General features: G+C 54.9%; 18 protein-coding genes. 2 read left to right on the forward strand and 16 right to left on the reverse strand.

Annotation, left to right across the window (positions count from 1 at the left end; all coding sequences use genetic code 11):
- Window positions 1-40: 40 nt before the first annotated feature.
- Window positions 41-1,720, reverse strand: coding sequence for a YbaL family putative K(+) efflux transporter (gene ybaL / locus JQ822_RS00765; protein WP_213131861.1), 1,680 nt, complete (start codon window positions 1,718-1,720; stop codon window positions 41-43).
- Between the two features lie 225 nt (window positions 1,721-1,945).
- Window positions 1,946-3,166, reverse strand: coding sequence for an MFS transporter (locus JQ822_RS00770; protein WP_213131862.1), 1,221 nt, complete (start codon window positions 3,164-3,166; stop codon window positions 1,946-1,948).
- 174 nt (window positions 3,167-3,340) lie between these two features.
- Here JQ822_RS00770 and ushA point away from each other — a divergent pair, with 174 nt between their 5' ends.
- Complete coding sequence (gene ushA / locus JQ822_RS00775; RefSeq protein ID WP_213131863.1) at window positions 3,341-4,993, forward strand: bifunctional UDP-sugar hydrolase/5'-nucleotidase UshA; 1,653 nt, start codon at window positions 3,341-3,343, stop codon at window positions 4,991-4,993.
- 165 nt (window positions 4,994-5,158) lie between these two features.
- Here ushA and ybaK read toward each other — a convergent pair whose 3' ends face one another.
- The 10 genes from ybaK to JQ822_RS00825 form a co-directional block, all read right to left on the reverse strand.
- Complete coding sequence (gene ybaK, locus JQ822_RS00780) at window positions 5,159-5,638, reverse strand: Cys-tRNA(Pro)/Cys-tRNA(Cys) deacylase YbaK (protein WP_003831056.1); 480 nt, start codon at window positions 5,636-5,638, stop codon at window positions 5,159-5,161.
- 201 nt (window positions 5,639-5,839) lie between these two features.
- On the reverse strand, window positions 5,840-6,634 hold the full coding sequence (locus JQ822_RS00785; protein WP_213131864.1) for a TraB/GumN family protein: 795 nt from the start codon (window positions 6,632-6,634) through the stop codon (window positions 5,840-5,842).
- 107 nt (window positions 6,635-6,741) lie between these two features.
- Window positions 6,742-9,243 carry a copper-exporting P-type ATPase CopA gene (gene copA / locus JQ822_RS00790; RefSeq protein WP_213131865.1) on the reverse strand — a complete coding sequence of 834 codons (2,502 nt, stop codon included), beginning with the start codon at window positions 9,241-9,243 and terminating at the stop codon, window positions 6,742-6,744.
- Window positions 9,244-9,389: 146 nt separating this feature from the next.
- Window positions 9,390-10,160, reverse strand: coding sequence for a heme ABC transporter ATP-binding protein (locus JQ822_RS00795; RefSeq protein WP_213131866.1), 771 nt, complete (start codon window positions 10,158-10,160; stop codon window positions 9,390-9,392).
- Window positions 10,157-11,149, reverse strand: coding sequence for a FecCD family ABC transporter permease (locus JQ822_RS00800; protein ID WP_213131867.1), 993 nt, complete (start codon window positions 11,147-11,149; stop codon window positions 10,157-10,159). The genes JQ822_RS00795 and JQ822_RS00800 overlap by 4 nt, the downstream gene beginning before the upstream one ends.
- 51 nt (window positions 11,150-11,200) lie before the next feature.
- The gene (gene chuY, locus JQ822_RS00805) at window positions 11,201-11,824 is read right to left on the reverse strand and encodes an anaerobilin reductase (RefSeq protein ID WP_213131868.1); all 624 of its coding nucleotides are present in this window, start codon (window positions 11,822-11,824) and stop codon (window positions 11,201-11,203) included.
- Window positions 11,824-12,318 carry a heme utilization cystosolic carrier protein HutX gene (gene hutX, locus JQ822_RS00810; protein WP_213131869.1) on the reverse strand — a complete coding sequence of 165 codons (495 nt, stop codon included), beginning with the start codon at window positions 12,316-12,318 and terminating at the stop codon, window positions 11,824-11,826. Before hutX ends, chuY begins: the two co-directional genes overlap by 1 nt.
- A 12-nt stretch (window positions 12,319-12,330) precedes the next feature.
- Window positions 12,331-13,668 carry a heme anaerobic degradation radical SAM methyltransferase ChuW/HutW gene (gene hutW, locus JQ822_RS00815; protein WP_213131870.1) on the reverse strand — a complete coding sequence of 446 codons (1,338 nt, stop codon included), beginning with the start codon at window positions 13,666-13,668 and terminating at the stop codon, window positions 12,331-12,333.
- Window positions 13,669-13,686: 18 nt separating this feature from the next.
- The gene (locus tag JQ822_RS00820) at window positions 13,687-14,511 is read right to left on the reverse strand and encodes a heme/hemin ABC transporter substrate-binding protein (RefSeq protein ID WP_213131871.1); all 825 of its coding nucleotides are present in this window, start codon (window positions 14,509-14,511) and stop codon (window positions 13,687-13,689) included.
- Window positions 14,512-14,513: 2 nt separating this feature from the next.
- On the reverse strand, window positions 14,514-16,655 hold the full coding sequence (locus JQ822_RS00825; protein ID WP_213131872.1) for a TonB-dependent receptor plug domain-containing protein: 2,142 nt from the start codon (window positions 16,653-16,655) through the stop codon (window positions 14,514-14,516).
- Window positions 16,656-16,945: 290 nt separating this feature from the next.
- Between JQ822_RS00825 and cueR the strand changes: the two genes are divergently transcribed.
- Complete coding sequence (gene cueR / locus JQ822_RS00830; RefSeq protein ID WP_135324924.1) at window positions 16,946-17,356, forward strand: Cu(I)-responsive transcriptional regulator; 411 nt, start codon at window positions 16,946-16,948, stop codon at window positions 17,354-17,356.
- On the opposite strand, the gene JQ822_RS00835 is transcribed toward cueR, so the two are convergent.
- Genes JQ822_RS00835 through JQ822_RS00850 form a run of 4 tightly spaced genes read right to left on the reverse strand, consistent with a single transcriptional unit; the run spans window position 17,353 to window position 21,575 of the window.
- Window positions 17,353-18,069, reverse strand: coding sequence for a DUF3142 domain-containing protein (locus JQ822_RS00835; RefSeq protein WP_213131873.1), 717 nt, complete (start codon window positions 18,067-18,069; stop codon window positions 17,353-17,355). The two genes, cueR and JQ822_RS00835, sit on opposite strands and share 4 nt — an antisense overlap.
- On the reverse strand, window positions 18,039-20,183 hold the full coding sequence (locus JQ822_RS00840; RefSeq protein ID WP_213131874.1) for a hypothetical protein: 2,145 nt from the start codon (window positions 20,181-20,183) through the stop codon (window positions 18,039-18,041). The genes JQ822_RS00835 and JQ822_RS00840 overlap by 31 nt, the downstream gene beginning before the upstream one ends.
- 19 nt (window positions 20,184-20,202) lie before the next feature.
- Window positions 20,203-20,661, reverse strand: a complete 459-nt coding sequence (locus JQ822_RS00845) for an NfeD family protein (RefSeq protein WP_213131875.1) — start codon at window positions 20,659-20,661, stop codon at window positions 20,203-20,205.
- Window positions 20,658-21,575 (reverse strand): SPFH domain-containing protein, encoded by a 918-nt coding sequence (locus tag JQ822_RS00850; protein WP_213131876.1) that lies wholly within the window; start codon window positions 21,573-21,575, stop codon window positions 20,658-20,660. Before JQ822_RS00850 ends, JQ822_RS00845 begins: the two co-directional genes overlap by 4 nt.
- Window positions 21,576-21,701: the final 126 nt, after the last annotated feature.

Genomic DNA, 21,701 nt, shown 5'->3' on the forward strand with positions numbered 1-21,701 from the left:
TTGGTTGCCGGATAAGCGATAGCACCATCCGGCAACGACATTAACCTGTAACGACCACTTCACCCGCGGGCGGTGTTTCAATCAGCTCCAGCATGGTGCGGGCGATTTCACGTTCGCCCATCACCACCTGATTAGCACCGCGCTCGGTAATGTATTCCACTTCATCGTCATAATGCGCGCGGGCGATAATCTCAATCGACGGGCATTTCTCACGCGCGGAAGCGACAATCTCACCCGCTTCATAACCATTCGGGATAGTCAGCAGCAGCCAGCGCGCGCAGTCCAGATGTGCCAGGTTCATGATCTCTTCGTTGGCCGCATTGCCCAGAACGGCGCGGATCCCGCGTTCACGCAGCTCGTCCACGCGGGTACGTGATGTTTCGATAACCACCAGCGGAATACCCGCAGCCATCAACTTTTCCCCCAGCAGACTGCCGACGCGACCAAAACCCACCAACAGGGCATGATTACAAATATCGACCGGGATCTGCTTCTCTTCTTCGATAGCTTCTTCCAGCGTCTGCTCTTCCAGCGTTTCGGTTTTCGCGAGGTATTTTTCCAGCACGGCGAACAGCACCGGATTAAGCATAATGGACAGGATTGCCCCTGCCAGCACCAGGTTTTGTCCGGCCTGCGGCAGCAGGCCAAGTGCCATACCAAGACCTGCGAGGATAAAGGCAAATTCACCAATCTGCGCCAGGCTGGTGGCAATGGTGAGCGCAGTGCGCTGGGAGTGACCGAACAAGCGCACCAGGAAATAGGCAGCAAGGGATTTGCCAAAGATAATAATCGCCAGCGTACCCAGCACTGCCAGCGGCTGCTGGATCAGGACTAATGGGTCGAATAACATGCCGACGGAAACAAAGAACAGCACGGCAAATGCATCGCGCAGCGGCAGTGTGTCATGCGCCGCACGGTGGCTTAGCTCAGACTCGTTTAGCACCATACCGGCGAAGAACGCGCCCAGCGCGAAGGAAACATCGAACACCTCCACGGCACCAAAAGCGATACCTAAGGCGAGAGCCAGTACCGACAAGGTAAACAGTTCACGCGAGCCCGTGGCGGCGCTGCGGGCCATAATCCACGGCACCAGGCGACGGCCAACCAGCATCATAATGGCGATAAACGCCACCACTTTACCGATGGTGATGCCCATATCGACGGCCAGCGAAGCAAAGCCGACATCTTCTTTTTCCAGCATACCGGCGACGGCGGGCAGGAGAACCAGCGTCAGCACCATCATCAGGTCTTCTACAATCAGCCAGCCAATGGCGATTTGCCCGCGCTGGCTGTCAATCAACTGTCGTTCTTCAAGCGCGCGCAGTAGTACTACGGTACTGGCGGTAGACAGACATAATCCAAAGACGATACCGACCATCAGCGACCAGCCCAGCACAGCTGAAAGCGCCATACCCAGCAGCGTCGCCACGGCTATCTGGGCGATCGCACCGGGAATGGCGATGGACTTTACCGCCATCAGGTCCTTCAGGGAAAAGTGCAGCCCCACGCCGAACATCAGCAGGATCACGCCAAGTTCCGCCAGTTCCGGCGCAAGCTTGGTATCAGCAACAAAACCAGGTGTAAATGGACCGGCCAGAACGCCCGCTAACAGATATCCCACCAGAGGAGAAATACGCAGTTTATTGGCAAGCATGCCAAATATAAAAGCGAGCACAAGGCCGCCAACAATGGTGGTGATAAGCGGGGTGGCGTGATGCATTCCGTCTCCTTTGGTTGCTGTGTTGATCCTGAAAACCCTAACTCCGAGTAATAGTTTATGACAATTTTAATGTTTATGTTTATGAATAATTATTGAAATTTGATGAAAAGAGGAATTTAGGCGTAAAAAAGCACGGATCGGAAAACTGCGGGTGTATGCATAGAGCAAACGCTGATGGTCTCTGTAAGTGATGGCGGCCAAAGTTTACTTTTGGCCGCCATAAAATCAGGCTTTATGTCGGTTATCAGGTAAGAATATGGTCAGTATCCCCAGAAGTGGCAAGAAAGCACATATTTTATAGACCAAATCAATACTGGTATGGTCTGCAACCAGCCCTAACACCGCAGCGCCTAAGCCGCCCATGCCAAAGGCAAAACCGAAAAACAGCCCAGAAACCATGCCGATACGTCCCGGAAGCAGCTCCTGCGCGTAGACCAAAATGGCAGAAAAGGCCGATGCCAGGATAAAACCAATGATCACGGTTAAAATCCCGGTCCATTCAAGCGTTGCGTAGGGTAAAACGAGGGTAAACGGCGCTACGCCGAGGATAGACCCCCAAATCACATATTTTCTACCGATTTTATCGCCTAACGGTCCGCCAATAACCGTTCCGGCCGCAACGGCAAACAGGAAGGCGAACAGGTGGAATTGCGCGTTTTGTACCGATAATCCGAATTTTTGCATCAGATAAAAGGTGTAATAGCTGCTGATGCTCGCCATATAGAAGTATTTGGAGAAAATCAGCACCAGCAGGATGCTAATCGCCAGCACCACTTTGTTGCGTGGCAGTGGGTTAACGATAGCGACTTTCGGCTTACCTTTACTCATCCGATGCTGGGCCGAATACCAACGGCTGATTTGCGCCAGCACCACAATCGCTAACAATGCCGCCAGCACGAACCACGCCACATTACCCTTACCGTATGGCGCGATGATGACAGCTGCCAGCAACGGCCCCAGAGAGCTGCCGAAGTTGCCGCCCACCTGGAAAATAGACTGGGCAAGACCATGACGACCACCGGAGGCCATCCGCGCCACGCGGGACGATTCCGGGTGAAACACCGATGATCCCGTACCGACCAGCGCGGCGGCGAGCAGCACCATGTGGAAGTTGCCTGCCATCGCCAGCAGCACCAGCCCGCTCAGCGTAAAGCACATGCCAATAGGCAGCGACCACGGCATCGGATATTTATCTGTCCAGTAGCCCACCACCGGTTGAAGCAGGGATGAGGTGAGCTGGAAGGTCAGGGTAATCATCCCGATCTGCATAAAGCTCAGCGAGAACTCTGACTGCAGCAGCGGATAAATCGCCAGGATCAGCGACTGGATCATATCGTTTAGCAGATGGGAGAGACTGATCGCCCCTAAAATGCCAAATGAGGTGCGTGCTTTAGCAACCGACGCTGACGCGCCAGCCACTGGCTGGGTTGGTTCACTTATTGCCATAGAAAGTCACTTCTGTTTGGGTTGCGATTATGAGGGTAATCTAATTTGTTATTATTACCTGACTAACATACCTGCGGAAGGTGTTTGAAGGAAGTCTCATTTCTGAAAACATTTTCGGCTATTATTTCATATCATTGTAATTTCAGTGATTGATATTGAGTCAGGGAGAGAAGCATGAAATTTTTGAAACGGGGCGTGGCGCTGGCGTTATTAGCCGCATTTGCGCTGGCAGGTCAGCCTGCTCAGGCGTACGAAAAAGATAAAACCTATAAAATCACCATTCTGCATACCAACGATCACCACGGCCACTTCTGGCGCAGTGAATACGGCGAATACGGGCTTTCCGCGCAAAAAACGCTGGTGGACGGTATTCGTCACGAGGTTGCCGCCGAAGGCGGAAGCGTACTGCTGCTTTCCGGTGGCGACATTAATACCGGCGTACCGGAGTCCGATCTTCAGGATGCTGAGCCTGATTTTCGTGGCATGAACCTGATTGGCTATGATGCGATGGCGGTGGGAAACCACGAATTTGATAATCCGCTTACCGTACTGCGCCAGCAGGAAAAATGGGCTAAATTCCCGTTCCTTTCCGCCAATATCTACCAGAAAAGCACCGGCGAGCGTTTATTTAAACCCTGGGCCATCTTTAAGCGCCAGGATTTAAAAATTGCCGTTATCGGTTTAACCACCGACGACACGGCGAAAATTGGCAACCCGGAATTCTTTACCGATATCGAGTTCCGCAAACCCGCGGACGAAGCAAAACTGGTTATTCAGGAACTCAATATGGGTGAAAAGCCCGACGTCATTATTGCCACCACGCACATGGGGCATTACGACAATGGCAATCACGGCTCGAACGCCCCTGGCGATGTGGAAATGGCGCGCAGCCTGCCCGCCGGTGCGCTGGCGATGATTGTGGGTGGTCACTCACAGGATCCAGTATGCATGGCATCCGAAAACAAAAAGCAGGTTGATTACGTACCGGGAACCCCGTGTGCGCCCGATAAGCAAAATGGTATCTGGATCGTGCAGGCGCATGAGTGGGGAAAATACGTGGGCCGCGCGGACTTTGAATTCCGTAATGGCGAAATGAAAATGGTCAACTACCAGCTCATTCCGGTAAACCTGAAGAAGAAAGTGACCTGGGATAACGGTAAAAGTGAGCGCGTACTTTTCACCCCGGAAATCGTTGAGAATCCGCAAATGCTCTCGCTGCTGACGCCGTTCCAGAATAAAGGCAAAGCGCAGCTGGAGGTAAAAATTGGTAGCGTCAATGGGCGTCTGGAAGGGGACCGCAGTAAAGTCCGTTTTGTGCAGACCAATATGGGGCGTCTGCTGCTGGCCGCGCAAATGGCCCGTACCAGCGCTGATTTTGGCGTAATGAGCGGCGGCGGTGTCCGTGACTCCATTGAAGGCGGCGACATTACCTACAAAAGTGTGCTGAAGGTGCAGCCGTTTGGCAACATCGTGGTGTATGCCGATATGAGCGGCAAAGAGGTGATTGACTATCTGACCGCTGTGGCGCAAATGAAGCCGGACTCTGGTGCCTACCCGCAATTTGCCAACGTCAGCTTTGTGGCGAAAGACGGCAAACTTAACGATTTGAAAATCAAGGGCGAGCCTGTCGACCCGGCAAAAACCTATCGTATGGCGACGCTGAGCTTCAACGCCACCGGCGGTGACGGCTATCCGCGAATTGATAACAAACCGGGCTATGTGAATACCGGGTTTATCGATGCGGAAGTGTTGAAAGAGTACGTGCAGCAGAATTCGCCGCTGGATGTCAGTGCGTATGAGCCGAAGGGCGAGGTGAGCTGGCAATAACAGGGCTATTTTGTTCGTCATTTTGAACGCGGGCAGTGCTCGGAATCCTCACGTACTGCATGTACGCTCCGGTTCCTGCGCGCTGGCCGCGTCCAAACTGCCTTCACCAATAACGCCCTGTAATCGTTGTAGGCTCGATTGCTGCATCAACGGGCAAAAAGACATTTAATCCCGGCGTGCGATATCGGCGAATTTAGCATCCAGAATTTTTGCCAGATCGCCCGCCGCCAGTTCGATGTCCAGTCCGCGTTTGCCACCGGAAACGTAAATGGTGTCAAACGTTTGGGCGGGCGCATCGATGAGCGTCGGCAATCTTTTTTTCTGCCCCAACGGGCTGATGCCGCCTACCAGATAGCCGGTTGTACGTTGAGCCACCATCGGGTCGGCCATATCAACCTTTTTCGCGCCCAGCGCTTTGGCGACCTTTTTCAAATCCAGTTGACCGGCTACCGGCGTAACGGCTACGGCCAGATGTTTCATATCGCCATTCACGGCAACCAGCAGCGTTTTATAGACCTGGTCCGCATTCAGACCTAGCTTGCGTACGACTTCGTCGCCAAAGTTGGTCTCGGACGGATCGTGATCGTAAGTGTGGATCTGGAACGAAATTTTGTTTTTTTCGAGTAATTTAACGGCGGGTGTCATAGCAATTTTTCCTGGCTCAAACAAAATACGGCTAAAGCATACGCCTGATGGCGGTCTAAAAAATAGTACCATCTTGCGCATTAGTATTGGCAGGATGCTGACTTTGAGCGACAATCGATCTACACCGACGCTTTAAGCGTCGGTATAATAATAACGATGAAATTCCTCTTTGACGGGCCAATAGAAATATTGGCCATTTTTTTAACGCAACATCTCCGGCAAATTCCCTTCTCCATAAAGATGCAGTGCGCCAACGGCCACCACATAGTGACCCGCTGGCATCGCGTAGAGTTTGTCCCGCCAGGCCTGATTACGCTGGCGCATCAGGACGTCATATAACGACTGGCTGAACGTATTGGGTAACGTGAGATCGTTATTCTGCGGCGGCGTTTTTAACCACCATCCCATCATCTGCTGCAGCAGTCGGGCATTGGTGTGCCAGTGCGTCAGGGTATCGTCCAGCAACGCCAGACCGTTATCCGGTAGCTGACATAACAGGTCAATCTGACTGGATGCGCCTTCCAGCTCAACGATCGGTTTCTGCGCCTGCTTTGCCACTTTCAGCAGTTGGTAATCAATCCCGTACTCCGCGCGTAATCCCAGCTGCTGCGCCTGGGTCGCCTGTAATATCATGGCGATTTGCCATAAAGGCTGGGTGGAAAACAGGGAAGGGGAAATACCCAGCTCTGCGCTGACTTTCTGCAGATGGCTGAGCTGCTCGTCGCTGATGCGCTCTTCCAAAGCGGCAAAAGTGGGGAGGTTAGCAAACGGCGCATCGTCACCGGAAACATCGGCTTCGACGATCAGCGCGTCAGCGCTGTTGAGTTTTTTCAGTAGTTTTGCTGGCAGGGGGGCCATTTCACGGCTGCCCATATGAATACTGCCAATCAGATGAAAATGGCGATTGCCGGGCAACGAGATGTCGATAGCAGGCCAGGTATAATGGTGACCGCGCAGCGCAGACCATAATGCTTTTACCCGGTATAACAAATCCATGCGACCTCCCGTTGAAAAATCCCATGCTAGCGCGTGGTCAGGAAAGTCGCAATGAATTCACCCTCTGATGAAATGCCGGATGAGCGATAGCGCCATCCGGCAAAGGCTTACTCTTTTGGTTTAAAGCGCAGCAGTCGGTTCGCGTTGCTTACCACGGTGATGGAAGAAAGCGCCATCGCTGCCCCGGCAACCACCGGGTTGAGCAGCGTGCCGGTGAATGGCCACAGGATCCCGGCGGCAACGGGGATGCCGATGCTGTTGTAGATAAACGCGCCGAGCAGGTTCTGCTTCATGTTACGCAGCGTGGCCCGCGAGATAGACAGCGCATCCGCCACGCCCATCAGACTATGGCGCATCAGCGTAATTGCCGCGGTTTCAATGGCGACATCGCTACCGCCACCCATCGCAATCCCCACATCGGCCTGAGCGAGTGCCGGAGCATCGTTAATCCCATCGCCAACCATTGCCACCTGACGTCCCTGGCTTTGCAGACGTTTAATCGCCTCGGCTTTACCGTCCGGCAGAACGCCCGCGATCACCTCGTCGATGCCCGCCTCTTTGGCAATAGCGTTGGCGGTGGTCGGATTGTCCCCGGTGAGCATGACCAGACGATATCCGGCGCGGTGCAGGCGCTGGAGCGCCGCCACGCTGCCGCTGCGCAGTGGGTCACGTACCGCAAGCAGCGCGGCCGCTTTGCCGTCAATCGCCAGCAGAACCGGGGTTGAACCCTGAGAGGCCTGCGCGGTGATTTCGGCTTCCATCTCCGTAGTGACCACCTGCTGTTCATTGAGCAGCGCCTGGTTGCCCAGCAGCAGCGTATGACCTTCCGCTTCGCCGCTGACGCCTAAACCGCGCAGTGTACGGAAACCGTTAACCTGCGGCAGAGCAGTATCGCCAGCTTTATCCAGAATCGCGCGGGCCAGCGGGTGGCTCGAGCCCTGTTCAAGGGCCGCGGCCAGACGAATTGCCAGCGCTTCATCGGTATTGCCAAACGTTTTGATGGCAACAACCTGCGGTTTACCTTCGGTCAGCGTCCCGGTTTTATCAAATACGAGAGTATCGAGCGTGCTGGCGCGCTGCAGCGCATCGGCATCGCGGACCAGAACACCAAACTCTGCGGCACGACCGACCCCGGAAATAATCGACATCGGCGTTGCCAGGCCCAGCGCACACGGGCAGGCGATAATCAGTACGGTGGTGGCAATCACCAGGGTATAGACAATTTGCGGTGCCGGTCCGAAGAAATACCAGATAGCGGCACTGACCAGCGCAATAACCACCACCACCGGAACAAATACCGAGGAGATGCGGTCGGCCAGTTTGCCAATCTCCGGCTTGCTGCTTTGCGCCTGACGGACCATGCGAATAATGCGCGACAGCGTAGTGTGGCTGCCGACGGCGCTTGCGCGAAACAGTACGCTGCCATCCTGAACGACCGTACCGGCGTGGACGCTGTCGCCTTCACCTTTTTGTTGTGGGATCGGCTCGCCGGTGAGCATGGCTTCATCCAGCCAGGCTTCGCCCTGGGTGATTTCGCCATCTACCGGCACGCGGTCGCCGGTGGTCAGGCGCAGTAACATACCTGCCTGAACGTCAGCCAGCGGCACGTTTTTTTCACCTTCTTCCGTCACCACGCGAGCCGTCGGCGGCGTGAGGTCGAGCAGTTTTTCCAGTGCTTTGGAAGAGCGTTGACGGGCGCGGGCTTCCAGCATATGTCCGAGGTTAATCAGACCGATAATCATCGCGCTGGCTTCATAATAGAGGTGTCGTGCTTCCATTGGGAACCACTGCGGCCAGAGGTTGACGCTCATCGAATAGAGCCATGCCACCCCGGTTCCGAGCGCCACCAGCGTATCCATGGTCGCGGTGCCGTTCATCAAGCTTTTCCACGCGCTGCGGTAAAAATGACCGCCCGCGAAGACTATCACGGCAAGCGTCGCCAGACCAATGACCAGCCACAGGCTGCGGTTGTCGGCGCTGACCATCATGTTATCGCCAATCATACCCCACACCATGACCGGTACGCCCAGCAGCAGCGCGACGGCGGCCTGCCAGCGGAAGCGTTTCATGGTGGCCACGGCCGTTTCCTGCTGGCGTTCACGACGCTTAACGTCATCTTCTATGGCTTCTGCGCCGTAGCCAGCTTTCTCTACGGCCTGCACTAATTCGTCGGCGGAAGCGCTGCCCATCACCAGCGCAGTACGCTCCGCCAGGTTTACCCGTGCCTGCGTGACGCCCGGTACGTTTTGCAACGCATTTTGTACGCGGGAAACACAGCTGGCGCAGCTCATGCCGCTTAACAGCAACTGTTGGCTGTCATCATCAGCCATCGCTACCGGAAGCTCGGAAGGGACCGCTGCCAGTGCTTCCGACGGGATTGATGACTCCGTCAGCGGTTTAGCCTTTGGGTGGCTTAACTCCGCGCCGTAACCGGCTTGTTTGATGGTTTCAATTAACGCTTCGGCGCTGGCGCTCCCGGTAATATGTGCTTGGGTTACAGTGACATCCGCTTGCTCCACGTCCGGGCGTTGCTCCAGACTTTCTTTAACGCGTTTAACGCAGTGACCACAGGACAGGCCGTCCAGGGTTAGATCGATTGTTTGAGACATAACCAACTCCTTTATTACGGGATTAACTGACTGTGATAAAGGTTAAACCTTCCAGCAAGGGGAAGGTCAAGGGTGTTTTTAGAAAAGATGAAAAAAGGGTGTAAAGGGGAAAAACGGGAACGCCACGTCAGAGCATTCCCGGTCTGCTATTGATTGAGGATGATAAACGGCGTTCGATGATCCGGTTCATTTATGACCGTGAGATCGGCGCCGTACAGTGCGTTCAGCGATCGTTGCTTCAGGACATCCTGCGGGGATCCGTTATCAACTATTCTGCCGCGCTCCATCAATACCACGCGGTCGGCATAGCGCGCCGCAAGGTTGAGATCGTGCAAGACGCAGCACACGCTAAACTGCCGTTCACGCACCAGACGACGCAGCAGACGAAAAAGGTGCTGCTGGTGGTGAATATCCAGGGCAGAGGTGGGTTCATCGAGAAACAACCATTTTGGCCCAGGTTCGGGCTCCCAAAGCTGAACCAGCAGACGCGCCAGTTGTACCCGCTGTTGTTCTCCTCCCGACAGATGCCGATAATCGCGCGTGGCCAGCGCCTGGCAATCACACAACGTCATGATGTGCTCCGTTTCATCGCCCGTGTTGCGCGTACGATACGGATGCCTGCCCATGCGAATCACCTCCTGCACGCTGAACGGGAAAGCCATATGGCTATTCTGGCGCATCACGGCACGAGTTTTTGCCAGCTCGGTGATTGACCACTCGTCCAGCGGCTTGCCAAATAAGCTACAACGCCCACTGTGGGGTTGCAGATAACCCGTAAGCTGGCGTAGCAGCGTCGATTTCCCGGCTCCATTCGGGCCAAGAATCGCGATGATCTCTCCACCGGGTAGCGTCAGGGAAACATCGTCGGTCAGTCGTCTGCCCTGAATGTGGTAGACCAGATTTTCTGCGACGATCATGACATCCTCCGGCTACGCAGTATTAACCACAGAAAATACGGTCCACCGATCAAGCTGGTTAACAGGCCAACGGGCATTTCGGCAGGCTGAACAAGTGTGCGGGCCAGCGTGTCGGCAATCAGGAGTAAACAGGCGCCTGCCAGCGTAGAGCAGGGAATCAACCAGCGATGGTCGGCACCGGTAGTCATTCTGATCAGATGCGGGATCACCAGGCCAATAAAGCCAATTACGCCGCTGACGGAAACGGCAGCGCCAACCAGTAACGAACTGAGCAACAATAACTGCTGACGCTTACGTTTGACGTTCACGCCGAGGTAATGCGCTTCTTCATCACCCAGTTGCAGCAAATTAAGCGTTCCCGCCATACAGACGGTGACAGCAATGGCTGGAAGAACAAACGTGCAGGCAACCAGCAGCGTTGGCCACTGGGCCTGACCAAGATTGCCCATCATCCACAGCGTAAGTTGACGTAACTGCTGCTCATCGCCCACATAGCTCAGCACGCCAATAGCCGAACCGCACAGAGCATTGATAGCAATACCGGCTAACAGCAGTTGCATCATGCCACCGTGGTTATGGCGCTGGCTTATCAGGAAAATAATCGTGCAGACCACCATGCTGCCCGCAACGGCAAAAATCATTTGCTCATACAGCACCAGCACCACGGGGAATGAAAAGGGGATAACTATCGCGATGCCGACCATCAGCGCAGAACCGCTACTGACGCCAAGCAGGCCAGGATCGGCCATCGGATTGCGAAAAAGTCCCTGCATGATGACCCCTGCGGTAGCCAGCGCAGCGCCCACCAGAACGGCCAGCAGCACGCGAGGCAGGCGGATGTTCAACCAGATGTCACGGTATTCGTCGTTGAACAGCGCGCTGAAGCTAATGTTCAGCGCTCCCTGGCTGGCACCGAAGAGCATCAAAGCGACCAGCAAGAGAGAAAGACCCGTCAGGATGCTGACGGAAGAAAGCGAGTCCTTAAGCACGCAACGCTCCATAACGTCTTTGCGGCGCGAAGTTCCCGCGCCGCGAGGGGTTTACGCGGGTTTCAGTCCTGGCTCAACCAAACTGTAAATCTGGTTATTGAGTGACGGGGCTGTGGCCAGCTCGTGAATGTGCTGTGCAACATCTGCACGCATCACAAAACCGTGACATTCCTCGGCCTGTATCCGTTGCGCCTGGCCTGTGGCTTCACCGTTCAACAAACCGCCCGGTCGGAGAATGGCGTAGTCCAGTTGACTGGTTTGTAGCCAGCTTTCTGCCAACGATTTTTCCCGTACCGCCTGACCAAATGCGGCCCTGGCGCGTGGGGACAAAAAGGGCCAACTGTCACCACAGCCTAACGACGTCACTAGAATCATGCGTTTGATCTCCGCTTTTTCTGCTTCATCAATGACGGTTCTGTGCGCCAGGTAATCCTGGGAGCCGCCCATGGAGGAGATCACCGTAGCGTGTTGACCCGCAGCGCGACAGGCACAGGCAGTGAGCTGGCTATCGCAGGCGTCGCCGATAAAGACCTGCACACCTTTTTCCTGCAACCTGGCAGCGACCTGTGCGTTGCGAACGACGGCAATTACCTGACGTTGTTCCGCGAGTGCGAGTTCAAGCGTTTTCGCGCCGACGCCGCGACCACCCGCACCAAAAATGAGCCATGGAGCCATCAGGCATGTTCCTTTAAGGATGAAGACAACGCGTGAAAGGCGCTGACCTGGTCGGCCAGTAGCTGGCGATGCTCATCCCGACCGAGGAAAATTTTGAACATTGCGCTACCCGCCTGGTTAAAGAAGAGAATGGACGCGGTGTCCATGCCCATAAATTTGCGTTCAATCAGGGCAATGTGCGTACAGTTTTCTGCCTTGATATGACCGGTCATGCCTTTTTTGCCGCGCAGGTTGAAGTAACCGTGGCGGTGGAATCCGGAAGGTAATTCACCGGTAAATTCCAGAATGACATCAGCAGTATGGACCAGGGTGGTGACTTTGCCCCATTCGCTGACGGTTTCCCAGACGGTATCAAATTGACTGCCGGAAACCAGCGTTGGGGAGGGGAGGTTTTTCACCACCTCCAGCAGCGTGGTGTTGTACTGGGTCGCGATAGCTTCCAGCGTACCGTCCGGCTCAGTTTTCAAAAAATCCTGTAAAGAGACATGGCTCATACTTCACTCCTTTTATGGTTGCTCTACCGCAATACGCGGCGCGTTAAGTGCCTGAATCAGTTCATCAAGAGACTGCAAAATATTGCTCGCCCAAAAACGCCCTTCATTGGTCAGGCGCAAACAGGTGCTGGTATCTCGCGTCAGTCCTGCGTGATGCCATTGGGTCAGTAGCGGGGTCAGTTTTTGTGCATGAGGCGTCAGTTCATCTAACGGGACGCGAGCCGTTTCAATGCCGGCCTGGAGGGTGTGTCGCCACTGGAAACCACGCTCGGCGGTACGCATCATCATCATTAGCGGTTTTTTCCCAGCGGCGATGGATTCATGCCATGTGGTCAGATTGCGCTCGACCATCCAGGAATAGCCATTGACTGACCCTCCTGCGCCAGAGCCAAATGCCAGACAGTCTGCTCCCTGTTTAATCAGCAGGTTGTACAGATTGCGTTCCCGCGTGGTACGCGCCCAGTGGCTGTTGCTGATGCAGCGCCAGCCCGCGCTGTCCATAAAATCGCAGCCCTGAAGATAGAGGTCACGACGTTCGGCAGGAGAGGGAACCGTTGTGCGCCCAGTTTCAACCGCTTTGCCAAGCGGCGTATTGGGGATCAGGTTCAGCGCATAAAGGTCTACACCGTCAAGGCCGATGTCGCGGGCAATCGCCAGATCGTCGCCCCACAGTTTGGCGTCCTGTCCTGGCAGACCAAACAGCAGATCGCAGACCACGGCGGCACGATCCCGTTTGACCAGCCCCTGCATAAAGGCAATTGCGGTCGGGCCGTCCGAGGTGCGCGCCATTTTCTTGCGGATCCGACTGTTAAAGGACTGAATACCGATCGAAAACCGATTGGCGCCAGCGTCAAGGCAGGCATCGATTCGGGCATCGTCAAAATTGAGCACCCGCCCCTCAATGGTGATTTCGCAGTCCGGCGCCAGCGGTAACTTTTCACGCAGCGCAGTGATGATTCTGGCCAGATCCCGTGCCGACAGTGCAGACGGTGTACCGCCGCCAAAATAAACGGCGTGAATCGGGGCCGACTGATGCAATGCGCTGTCGGCTTCCAGCTCTATTTCGTGTAATAACGCGTTGGTGTAGTGGGCGCAGTGATCCTCTTCAAACCGGTTTTGATAAAACCCACAGAAAGTACAATGCGTAGCACAAAAAGGGATATGCAAGTACACCAGCCGTTTACGCGGTGGGGTGGGCTGGCTGATGACATCCTGCCAGGTTTGTGACAATAGCTCTTTGGCAACCGGGATCGCTCCACGCCATGGCATGGTGGCGCGCCTGTCCTTAAATGGCTGACTTCCCTCGAGCGCAAAATGCGCGGTGAGATCCAGCGAGTGTTCAGTTTTCATTCTTCTTTATACATCCAGTTAGTGAGGCCAGAATTGCTGGTGCAGGGTTTCAACCGCATCGGCGACGCGAGGCCCCATTCCCAGAATCAGCGCCTGATCTACCGCCACAATGCGCTGATTTTTCCAGGCTGCAGTGTGGGTAATACCGGCGATTGCGCTCAGACGATTCAGATTGCCGTCAACCATTTGCGACGTCACCACGATGACCTCCGGGTTGGCAGCGATCAGCGATTCCGCGCTGTAGCTTTTGTACTGCACGTGGTTGGCGACATTTTGTGCGCCTGCGAGGGTCATAATGGCATCGGCAACGCTACCCTTGCCGGCGACCTGTGGCGCACTGCCGCCAGCGGAGAGAATGAACATGGCTTTGACCGGTGCGTTTTTCGCCGCCACGCTGTGCTGAACACGCTCCAGACGTTGCTGCAGGCGATTGACTAACGCCTCGCCTTGCTCAGGAATGTGCAGTGTTGTAGCCAGTTCTCGAATGTTGGCGTACATCTGTTCGACGGTGGCCGGTACGCGCGGCAGCGTCACGACGTTAACCTTTTGCGCCCGCAGCTGATCCAATACGATTTGAGGGCCTGCATCCTGCCAGGTGATAAAGCTGTCCGGATGCAGCGATAAAATGCCCTCGCTGCTTAACTGCTTCCAGTAGCCGATATGCGGGAGTGCGGCAGTTTCGGGTGGGTACGAAGTGGTTTCATCGACGCCGACCACCCGGTTGCCGATGCCCATGGCGTAAATCAGTTCGCTAAGCGAGCCGCCCGCCACCACCAGGCGGTCGGCGGACTGGGCAGTGAAAACGCAGGCGAGGCTCAGTAAGCCAATCAGGAGTTTTTTCATCGTCAGAAATTCCACGCAAAGCCAACGGCGGCATTGAAACCAGCATCTGGAATAGATTCATGCGCGGTTCTGTAACGCTTGTCGGTCAGGTTGTTGAGCGCGAGGTTGACCTGATACTGGTCCTGCGGACCAAACTCGGTGTTGAATGCAAGGTTAAGCGTGGCCCAGCCTGGGTAGTTAAGTTCCGTGGTGCCGGTATTATCTTTGGCGCTGGACGCCGCGCGGATAAAGACATTGGACGTCACGTTAGCGACATTCATCAACCAGGTATGTTTCAGGCCAACGCGCCCGGTTAGCGTGGGTTCGCCGGTATCCCAGGTTTTTATGGTGTCGCCTTCGTACTGACGGCGAATGAGATTACCGCTCAGGTAAGGTGAAACCGCCCAGCCGTTGTATTCTGCGGTGAGTTCCATGCCCCAGGTTTTGGCCCGATCGATGTTGTCATAGTAGTAATAGCCGCCGCGTGACGAGGTGGTGTTGCCGTAGCAAACGGGTTGGCCTGAACAGGCCAGACTGGCGATATAGTCTTTGGCTTCGGAATAATAAATGGCACCGTCTATCAGCCACATATTCCCTTTGTACCGCGCGCCCAACTCATAGTTATTCGAGTGTTCAGCCTTCAGATTTGGGTTGCCGTAGGTCACGCTGCCGCCTGCGGACGTCTGTGTGAACAGCTGAGTAAGTGTAGGGAAAACATAGCCCTGGGCGTACGCTGCCCGAAGTTCAAGATCTTCAAAACCGGAATAGCGCAGGCTGGTTGAGGTCACCAGTTCATCATCGTGAACGGAATTTCCCCCGGAGGATTGCCAGGTGCTGCCGCTGCTTTGGAGGGTTTGCGTATCGTTGCGATTGAGTTTCGAAGACAGCCAGTACTGGCGTGCGCCCACGGTCCACGTCCAGTCATCGGCAAAGCGCCAGTCGTTTTGCGCGAACAATGAGGTGTTACTTTGTTCCGCTTCGTTATATGACAGAGTACGGGTTTGCGTATCGAAGAAGCCGGTAGCCGCGGTCTGGCGCGTGCTGCCGTCCGTGTCCTGTTTTATTTTGTCATGCTGATACTGAGTACCAATCACCAGCTCGTTGTTAGCGGGAAGGGAGAAATTGCCCTGGAGCGTTACCCCCTGGGTATACTGCTTGTCGTTGGTATTGGTTTGATTGCTAACCGTCAGTGCTTTAATCATTGGGCTGGGTATAACCTGGGTTGTTTTGACCCGGTTTTCAAATTTGCGCTCAATTGTCTGGGTGTATGCGTCAATATGGATATTCTTCAGGTAATCCCCGTCGGCCGCGTAATCGTAGAAAAGACCGATTTTCTCGCGTTCCAGCTTAGGAATTTTGACGCTAAAGTCGTCGAACTGGCCTTCCGGATCGTCAAACCAGGTCTGAGTGGACAGCTTGTAACGGTCGAGGGAGAGCCCAATTTTGTGGCGATCGAAGTTGTAGCCAAGCCACACACCCTGGCTGTTATTACGGAAGTTGGTGTCGGGCAATCTTCCGTCAGGTGTGTCGCGGTCCCCCTGGTCGGAATAGCTGCCATTGATGCGGTAGTCAAAGTTACCGATGCTGCCCCAGGCTGCTGCCGACTCTTCCCATCCTGCCGTTGCGGAGTTATAAACAGCCTTGACGCTACCGCCGAGGGGCTTATCACCACCTTTTTTCGTAATAAAGTTCACGACGCCGCCAATGGCCTGCGAACCGTAGAGGACAGAATAGGGGCCTTTGACCACTTCAATACGTTCAAGCGCGGATTCGTCAATCAGCAAACCGGCTCCGTAGTTTTGTCCGGCACGTTGGTAGCTGACGACCTGACCATCTATCAAAATCAGCACCCGTGAAGACGCTTCGCCACGGATACGAATTTGTTTCCGGCCTGCGAGGGCGTTATCGGTGACTTCGACGCCGGGGATATCTTGTAAATCATCAGCAATAGATACGCTGGTGGAGTTTTGCAGCGTCTGGCGATCGATAACCTGAATGGTTGCCGGGCTATCCCAAAGACTACTTTCTGTGCGGTTAGCCGTAACGATCACCGTATCATCGTCGGGCGAAGAAGCGTGCGTTGGAGTAGCTGCAAAAGCAGCGCCGGACATGCATAATGTCAGGGCTGAAAGAATAAATGGCCTTTGGTTAATCCGTGGCAACATAAGGGAACCTTTGTTGAATGTAAATGATCATCATTATCATTCGCATTTGTATATAAAATTGTTTCCCTTTGTTCAATATGAAAGGTGTAGAACCAATGCATCTTTTGATTTGAGTCAATTTTGTGCGGTTAAGAAATACTGAAATGTGATCTGAATCGGATATAACAATGTGAATTAGAAGGATTTGTACATCGCTGTCATAGTGGGGAATGTGCGGGTTTCTCGGGTAAATCATTATGGTAATCTGGGCTATAATGGGGCTCTGCACCAACAAGATCTGTGGGGGAAAAGTGAATATTAGCGATGTAGCGAAAAAAACCGGTTTAACCAGTAAAGCGATACGCTTTTATGAAGAAAAGGGGTTAGTGACGCCGCCGCTGCGTAGTGAAAATGGCTATCGCACATACAACCAACAGCATCTGAATGAACTGACGCTGCTGCGCCAGGCGCGGCAGGTTGGCTTTAACCTCGAAGAGTGCGGCGAGCTGGTAAATCTGTTTAACGATCCGGCACGTCATAGCGCGGATGTGAAAAAGCGCACGCTGGAAAAAGTGGCCGACATCGAGCGGCACATTAGTGAACTACAGGCTATGCGCCAGCATTTACTGGCGCTGGCGGACAGTTGCCCTGGCGATGACAGCGCCGAATGTCCGATTATTGATAATCTCTCCGGCTGCTGCCACCACAAAGCGAAGGCCTAGCCGCGAGGTGGTTGCAGCATAAAGACCACCGTGCCGCGATACCACGCTGACTTCTTCAGCTGCGCTTCAGCCTGCACATCCCGGCTCCCGTGTTGTACCAGCCCGAGCTTAAACGGAATGCGTAACCGGGTGAGTGCGGGCAGATACGCCTGATAGTTGGCTACCGTGTGACGTCCCTGATAGCTCTGCACCACCAGTTCATCAACCGGTAACGCGTTCAGCGTGGCGACATCGCCGGTCTTGGCCCAGTCCAGCAGTCCGGTCACCCCAAGAGCGAACTCTGACGGTAGCTGTTGGCGCAGCTGTTGCAGAAAACGGGCGTAATCGGCGAGCTGGTGCGTAGCGGCGTCAAAATCAACCTGCAGGCCGACCACGTGATTGCCAGCGGCCTGCCAGCGTTGCATTAACCGTATGATCCGCGCCGGGATCGCTTCCGGCATGTCAAGGGTAGTAAAACGCACGGTCAGCCAGATTGACGGAAAGGTCAGATGGCTGACCGGCAGACCGAGACGCTGGAAAACCACCTTTCCCGAACGAACCAGCACCTCGCCCTGGTGCAGATACACCGTCTGCGCATCCCGCAGTTCGTCGCTGGCCTTTACCCCGGACCATAACCAAAAGGCCGGATGTTCGTGGGCTGTGACCGTCTCCATAGCCTGAGCCTGTCCGGTCAGCAGCGCGATTACCAGTAGTATTTGAGTTTTTGCGCCCACGGGCTTCCCGGATACTGTGTCTTCAACTGCGTGTACCAGGCTTTACGCTGCGACTTATCTACCTCTTCACCGCCGCATTCGTTCGAACCGGAAGGCGCGTAGCACATGATGGCACGATACAGCGCAAAACTCTTATCTTCGACTTCGGCGGTGGGCGAGGTGATTACCTGCTGATAGTAGCTTTGCCTGTCGAACTGGCCGAAGGGTTTCTTACGCGAGATGGCTGCTTCAAGCACGTCGTTACCGGCGCTGTCGGCCCACAAATCAACATGGGTTTGCGTGGTGCGGAAGAATTCGCCTAAGCAGTTCAGGGCGTGAGCATCATCCGCTTTTTTGCTTAATACTGTGACCGTTTCATTGAGGCTGCGGCAGGTGTAACCGGTTTGAGCGGCATCGCCATTCCAGTCAAAGGTGCTCAGATTAACGTCAGCAAACGCGTCGCCAATAATCGGTGGAGTAATAGCGCTGGCCAGTTTTCGGTCATTCAGCCAGTCGCCAAAGCGATTTTCAGTAAGATCCCGCACCAGCAGCGTATGCAGGGCAATGGTGCGCTCTTCGTTATTAGGACCGTGGACGGCCTGCTGGCGCAGCAGCTCTGGTGTTGCCTGCGCTTTCAGCACCTGTGAGCGAAAACGCAGGTTAGTCACCGCGCTGTCCGGCGCGAAAATGGCCGCAACGTCACCGCTGTAGGCAAGCGTAGCCGCCAGTTTGGCCTGTACATACTGCTGCTGTTCAGGGGCCTGACTGAGTTTCAGTAGCTGTTGCCAGAACGCGCGCGCGGCGGGCCACTGCTGTTGCCCCATCAGCGCTTCGCCGTACAGCACCTGCTCACTGAAAGCGAGAATATCGTGTGCGGGGAGTTTTTGCGCCGGAGTGACAGCTTGCACAATGGCCGCGTAGTTGCCCGTCGCCATCCACAGATTTAGCTGCAGATCGCGCCACAGTGGTAGTTTTCCGTCCTTTTCAAACACCGCTTTGCTGGCATCAAGCTGGGCCTGCGTTAGCGTCGGTTTGTTATCGTTATTCAGACGCAGCGCGCGCAGCAGTTCGATGTAGCTGATGAGCGGGGCATCCGGGAAGGCTTCAACCACGGATTGTTCGTAAAATTGTATGCCGAAGACATTATCGTATTCGGTGACCGTCTCGCGCAGCTGTTGCGCGTCGGTTGCCTGCTGGAAAGTTTGCTCATACAGCCCTGCCAGCGGCGTCCACGCCTGTAAATACCAGTTGATACGACGCAGCATACCGCGCGCGGAGTCGGCATACAGGCCCTGCGGGTAGCGTTGCAGATAGGCGTGTGCCTGGGTCTGTGCCTGGCTGGCATCCTGGCGGTTGATTTTTGCGCTATCAAAATCGCCGTATTCGCCGACGCTGTTCTGGCTGCTCTTGTTCAGCGCGGTGCGCATCAGCATATATTGCGCGGTCTCTGCCAGCCACGGGCGATCGCTTGTGGCAAGCTGTGTGAAATCCTGTTGCGCGTTGGCGTAGTCGCCTTCATAGAAACGGGCGGCGGCGATCAGATAGGTTTTGTACTGTTGGGCAGATGAATCGGCTGGGATTGTGGCAAGTGAGGAGGCAATTTGCTCAGCGGTTGCGCCTGATAACAGTCCCAGCCGCGCCCGGGCTAACGCCTGGCGCTGCTCAACGGTCAACGTGGTATCAGCCAATAGCGCGGCAAAGAACTGGCTGACGCTGTCCGAATTATTCGACACATGGCGGTTCTCATGCTCTGCGTCGTCGGCGTTTATCTCTCCGGCAGCGATCTGCAACTCGGTCATCTGGCGGGCCAGCGTGTCATCTGTACGTTGCTCCACCGTCGCGGCGGCTGGCGGCGTGATTTCATCCCACTGTGGGTGATAAGCAAAATAGTAATCGCGGGAGCGGGTAAGATCCGCAGGCAGTGACTGTACCGGCAGGTCGAATGATTTCTCCTGGCTTAGCAGTCGCAGCAGATTATCGCGGGAATCGTTTTCCGGGCTGAGTACCGGGATGCCTTTCAGCAGACAGCTTTCATCGCTCCATTTGCAATCTTCCATATCGAAAGAGGCGAATGCCTGCGGGGCACCCGCCAGCAATGTACACACGGCAAAGGCGAGGGATGTCTTCCTGACCATAATCTTTTTCCTGTCTGTTTTATTGTGATACCGCTTTAATCACCAACGTTATGCCTTCAACGGCAATGACCTCAACGTGTGTTCCGGCGCTCAAATCGTCACTCGCGCTGACCGGCCAGGAGCTGTCGCCGACGCGCATATGTCCGCGCCCGTTAACCAGCGCCGTTTCCAGCACAAACCGGCGGCCGACCAACTGCTGCCCGCGCTGGTTAAGATGACTGTCGGCCGGTTTTTGTTCCTGCACGCGCCTTGCCAGCCACTTCCACCACAGCCAGGCCGCCAGCAGCGTTAAGACGGCGAACATCGCGCCCTGCCATGCCCAGTCGAGCGGCAATAGCCAGACCACCAGACCGGTGATGACCGCCGCCACACCGCTCCACAGCAGGTAGCCGTTGCCGCCCAGCATCTCGGCGGCCAGTAACAGACCGCCGAGGCTGAGCCAGAAGATGTGTGGGTGAACCAGAATCATCGCAATCATGATTTGTTCCGCTCGCTGGCGCTGTCCTTAATCAGTTCGCTGATACCGGCAATGGAGCCCATCAGGCTGCTGGCATCCAGTGGCATCATCACCACTTTGCTGTTATTCGCTGAACCGATTTGTTGCAGCGCTTCGGTGTATTTCTGCGCCACGAAGTAGTTCACAGCCTGAATATCCCCGGCGGCAATGGCCTCAGAAACCATCTGCGTTGCGCGGGCTTCGGCTTCGGCGGAACGTTCGCGCGCTTCGGCCTGCAAGAACGCGGACTGGCGTTCACCTTCCGCTTTCAGGATTTTAGACTGCTTCTCACCTTCGGCTTTGACGATCTCGGCCTGGCGGATCCCTTCGGCTTCAAGAATATAGGCGCGCTTGGTACGTTCCGCTTTCATCTGCGCGTTCATAGCGTCGATAAGTTCGGCCGGTGGGCGCACATCGCGGATCTCAATACGGGTAATTTTGATGCCCCACGGGTTGGTGGCTTCATCAACGATATGCAGCAAACGCGTGTTGATGTTGTCGCGCTGGGAGAGCATTTCGTCCAGCTCCATCGAACCGAGAACGGTACGGATGTTGGTCATCGTCAGATTGATGATCGCCAGTTCCAGATTGCTGACTTCATACGCCGCCTTTGGCGCATCGATCACCTGAATAAAACACACGGCATCGATGGATACATTGGCGTTATCTTTGGAGATGACCTCCTGCGACGGAATATCGAGAACCTGTTCCATCATGTTGATCTTACGACCAATCCGGTCCATAAACGGTACCACAAGGCTTAAGCCTGGCTGCAGGGTTTTGGTATACCGACCAAAACGTTCCACCGTCCACTGGTATCCCTGTGGGACGATTTTAACACCTGCGCCGACAATCACCAGTGCGACAAAAATGAGAATGGGGATAAAAATAAGCATTGTTAAAACCTCCTGTTACGCTGTCCTTTACTGCCTGATTAGTCAAATTATACCCGATTATTCAAGGTGGTCTCCCCTATAATAAATTACAGGCATAGACTGTCTGCACGAAAGCGGTAAAAAAGG

This window comes from Citrobacter sp. FP75 (genome assembly GCF_018342065.1).
In the GTDB taxonomy this organism is placed as follows: Bacteria; Pseudomonadota; Gammaproteobacteria; order Enterobacterales; family Enterobacteriaceae; genus Citrobacter.

What these genes read in the sequence shown, in the direction of transcription:
- ybaL (WP_213131861.1), bottom strand. Translation starts at nt 1,720, where the DNA reads ATGCATCACGCCACCCCGCTTATCACCACCATTGTTGGCGGCCTTGTG.
- JQ822_RS00770 (WP_213131862.1), bottom strand. Translation starts at nt 3,166, where the DNA reads ATGGCAATAAGTGAACCAACCCAGCCAGTGGCTGGCGCGTCAGCGTCG.
- ushA (WP_213131863.1), top strand. Translation starts at nt 3,341, where the DNA reads ATGAAATTTTTGAAACGGGGCGTGGCGCTGGCGTTATTAGCCGCATTT.
- ybaK (WP_003831056.1), bottom strand. Translation starts at nt 5,638, where the DNA reads ATGACACCCGCCGTTAAATTACTCGAAAAAAACAAAATTTCGTTCCAG.
- JQ822_RS00785 (WP_213131864.1), bottom strand. Translation starts at nt 6,634, where the DNA reads ATGGATTTGTTATACCGGGTAAAAGCATTATGGTCTGCGCTGCGCGGT.
- copA (WP_213131865.1), bottom strand. Translation starts at nt 9,243, where the DNA reads ATGTCTCAAACAATCGATCTAACCCTGGACGGCCTGTCCTGTGGTCAC.
- JQ822_RS00795 (WP_213131866.1), bottom strand. Translation starts at nt 10,160, where the DNA reads ATGATCGTCGCAGAAAATCTGGTCTACCACATTCAGGGCAGACGACTG.
- chuY (WP_213131868.1), bottom strand. Translation starts at nt 11,824, where the DNA reads ATGGCTCCATGGCTCATTTTTGGTGCGGGTGGTCGCGGCGTCGGCGCG.
- hutX (WP_213131869.1), bottom strand. Translation starts at nt 12,318, where the DNA reads ATGAGCCATGTCTCTTTACAGGATTTTTTGAAAACTGAGCCGGACGGT.
- hutW (WP_213131870.1), bottom strand. Translation starts at nt 13,668, where the DNA reads ATGAAAACTGAACACTCGCTGGATCTCACCGCGCATTTTGCGCTCGAG.
- JQ822_RS00820 (WP_213131871.1), bottom strand. Translation starts at nt 14,511, where the DNA reads ATGAAAAAACTCCTGATTGGCTTACTGAGCCTCGCCTGCGTTTTCACT.
- JQ822_RS00825 (WP_213131872.1), bottom strand. Translation starts at nt 16,655, where the DNA reads ATGTTGCCACGGATTAACCAAAGGCCATTTATTCTTTCAGCCCTGACA.
- JQ822_RS00840 (WP_213131874.1), bottom strand. Translation starts at nt 20,183, where the DNA reads ATGGTCAGGAAGACATCCCTCGCCTTTGCCGTGTGTACATTGCTGGCG.
- JQ822_RS00845 (WP_213131875.1), bottom strand. Translation starts at nt 20,661, where the DNA reads ATGATTGCGATGATTCTGGTTCACCCACACATCTTCTGGCTCAGCCTC.
- JQ822_RS00850 (WP_213131876.1), bottom strand. Translation starts at nt 21,575, where the DNA reads ATGCTTATTTTTATCCCCATTCTCATTTTTGTCGCACTGGTGATTGTC.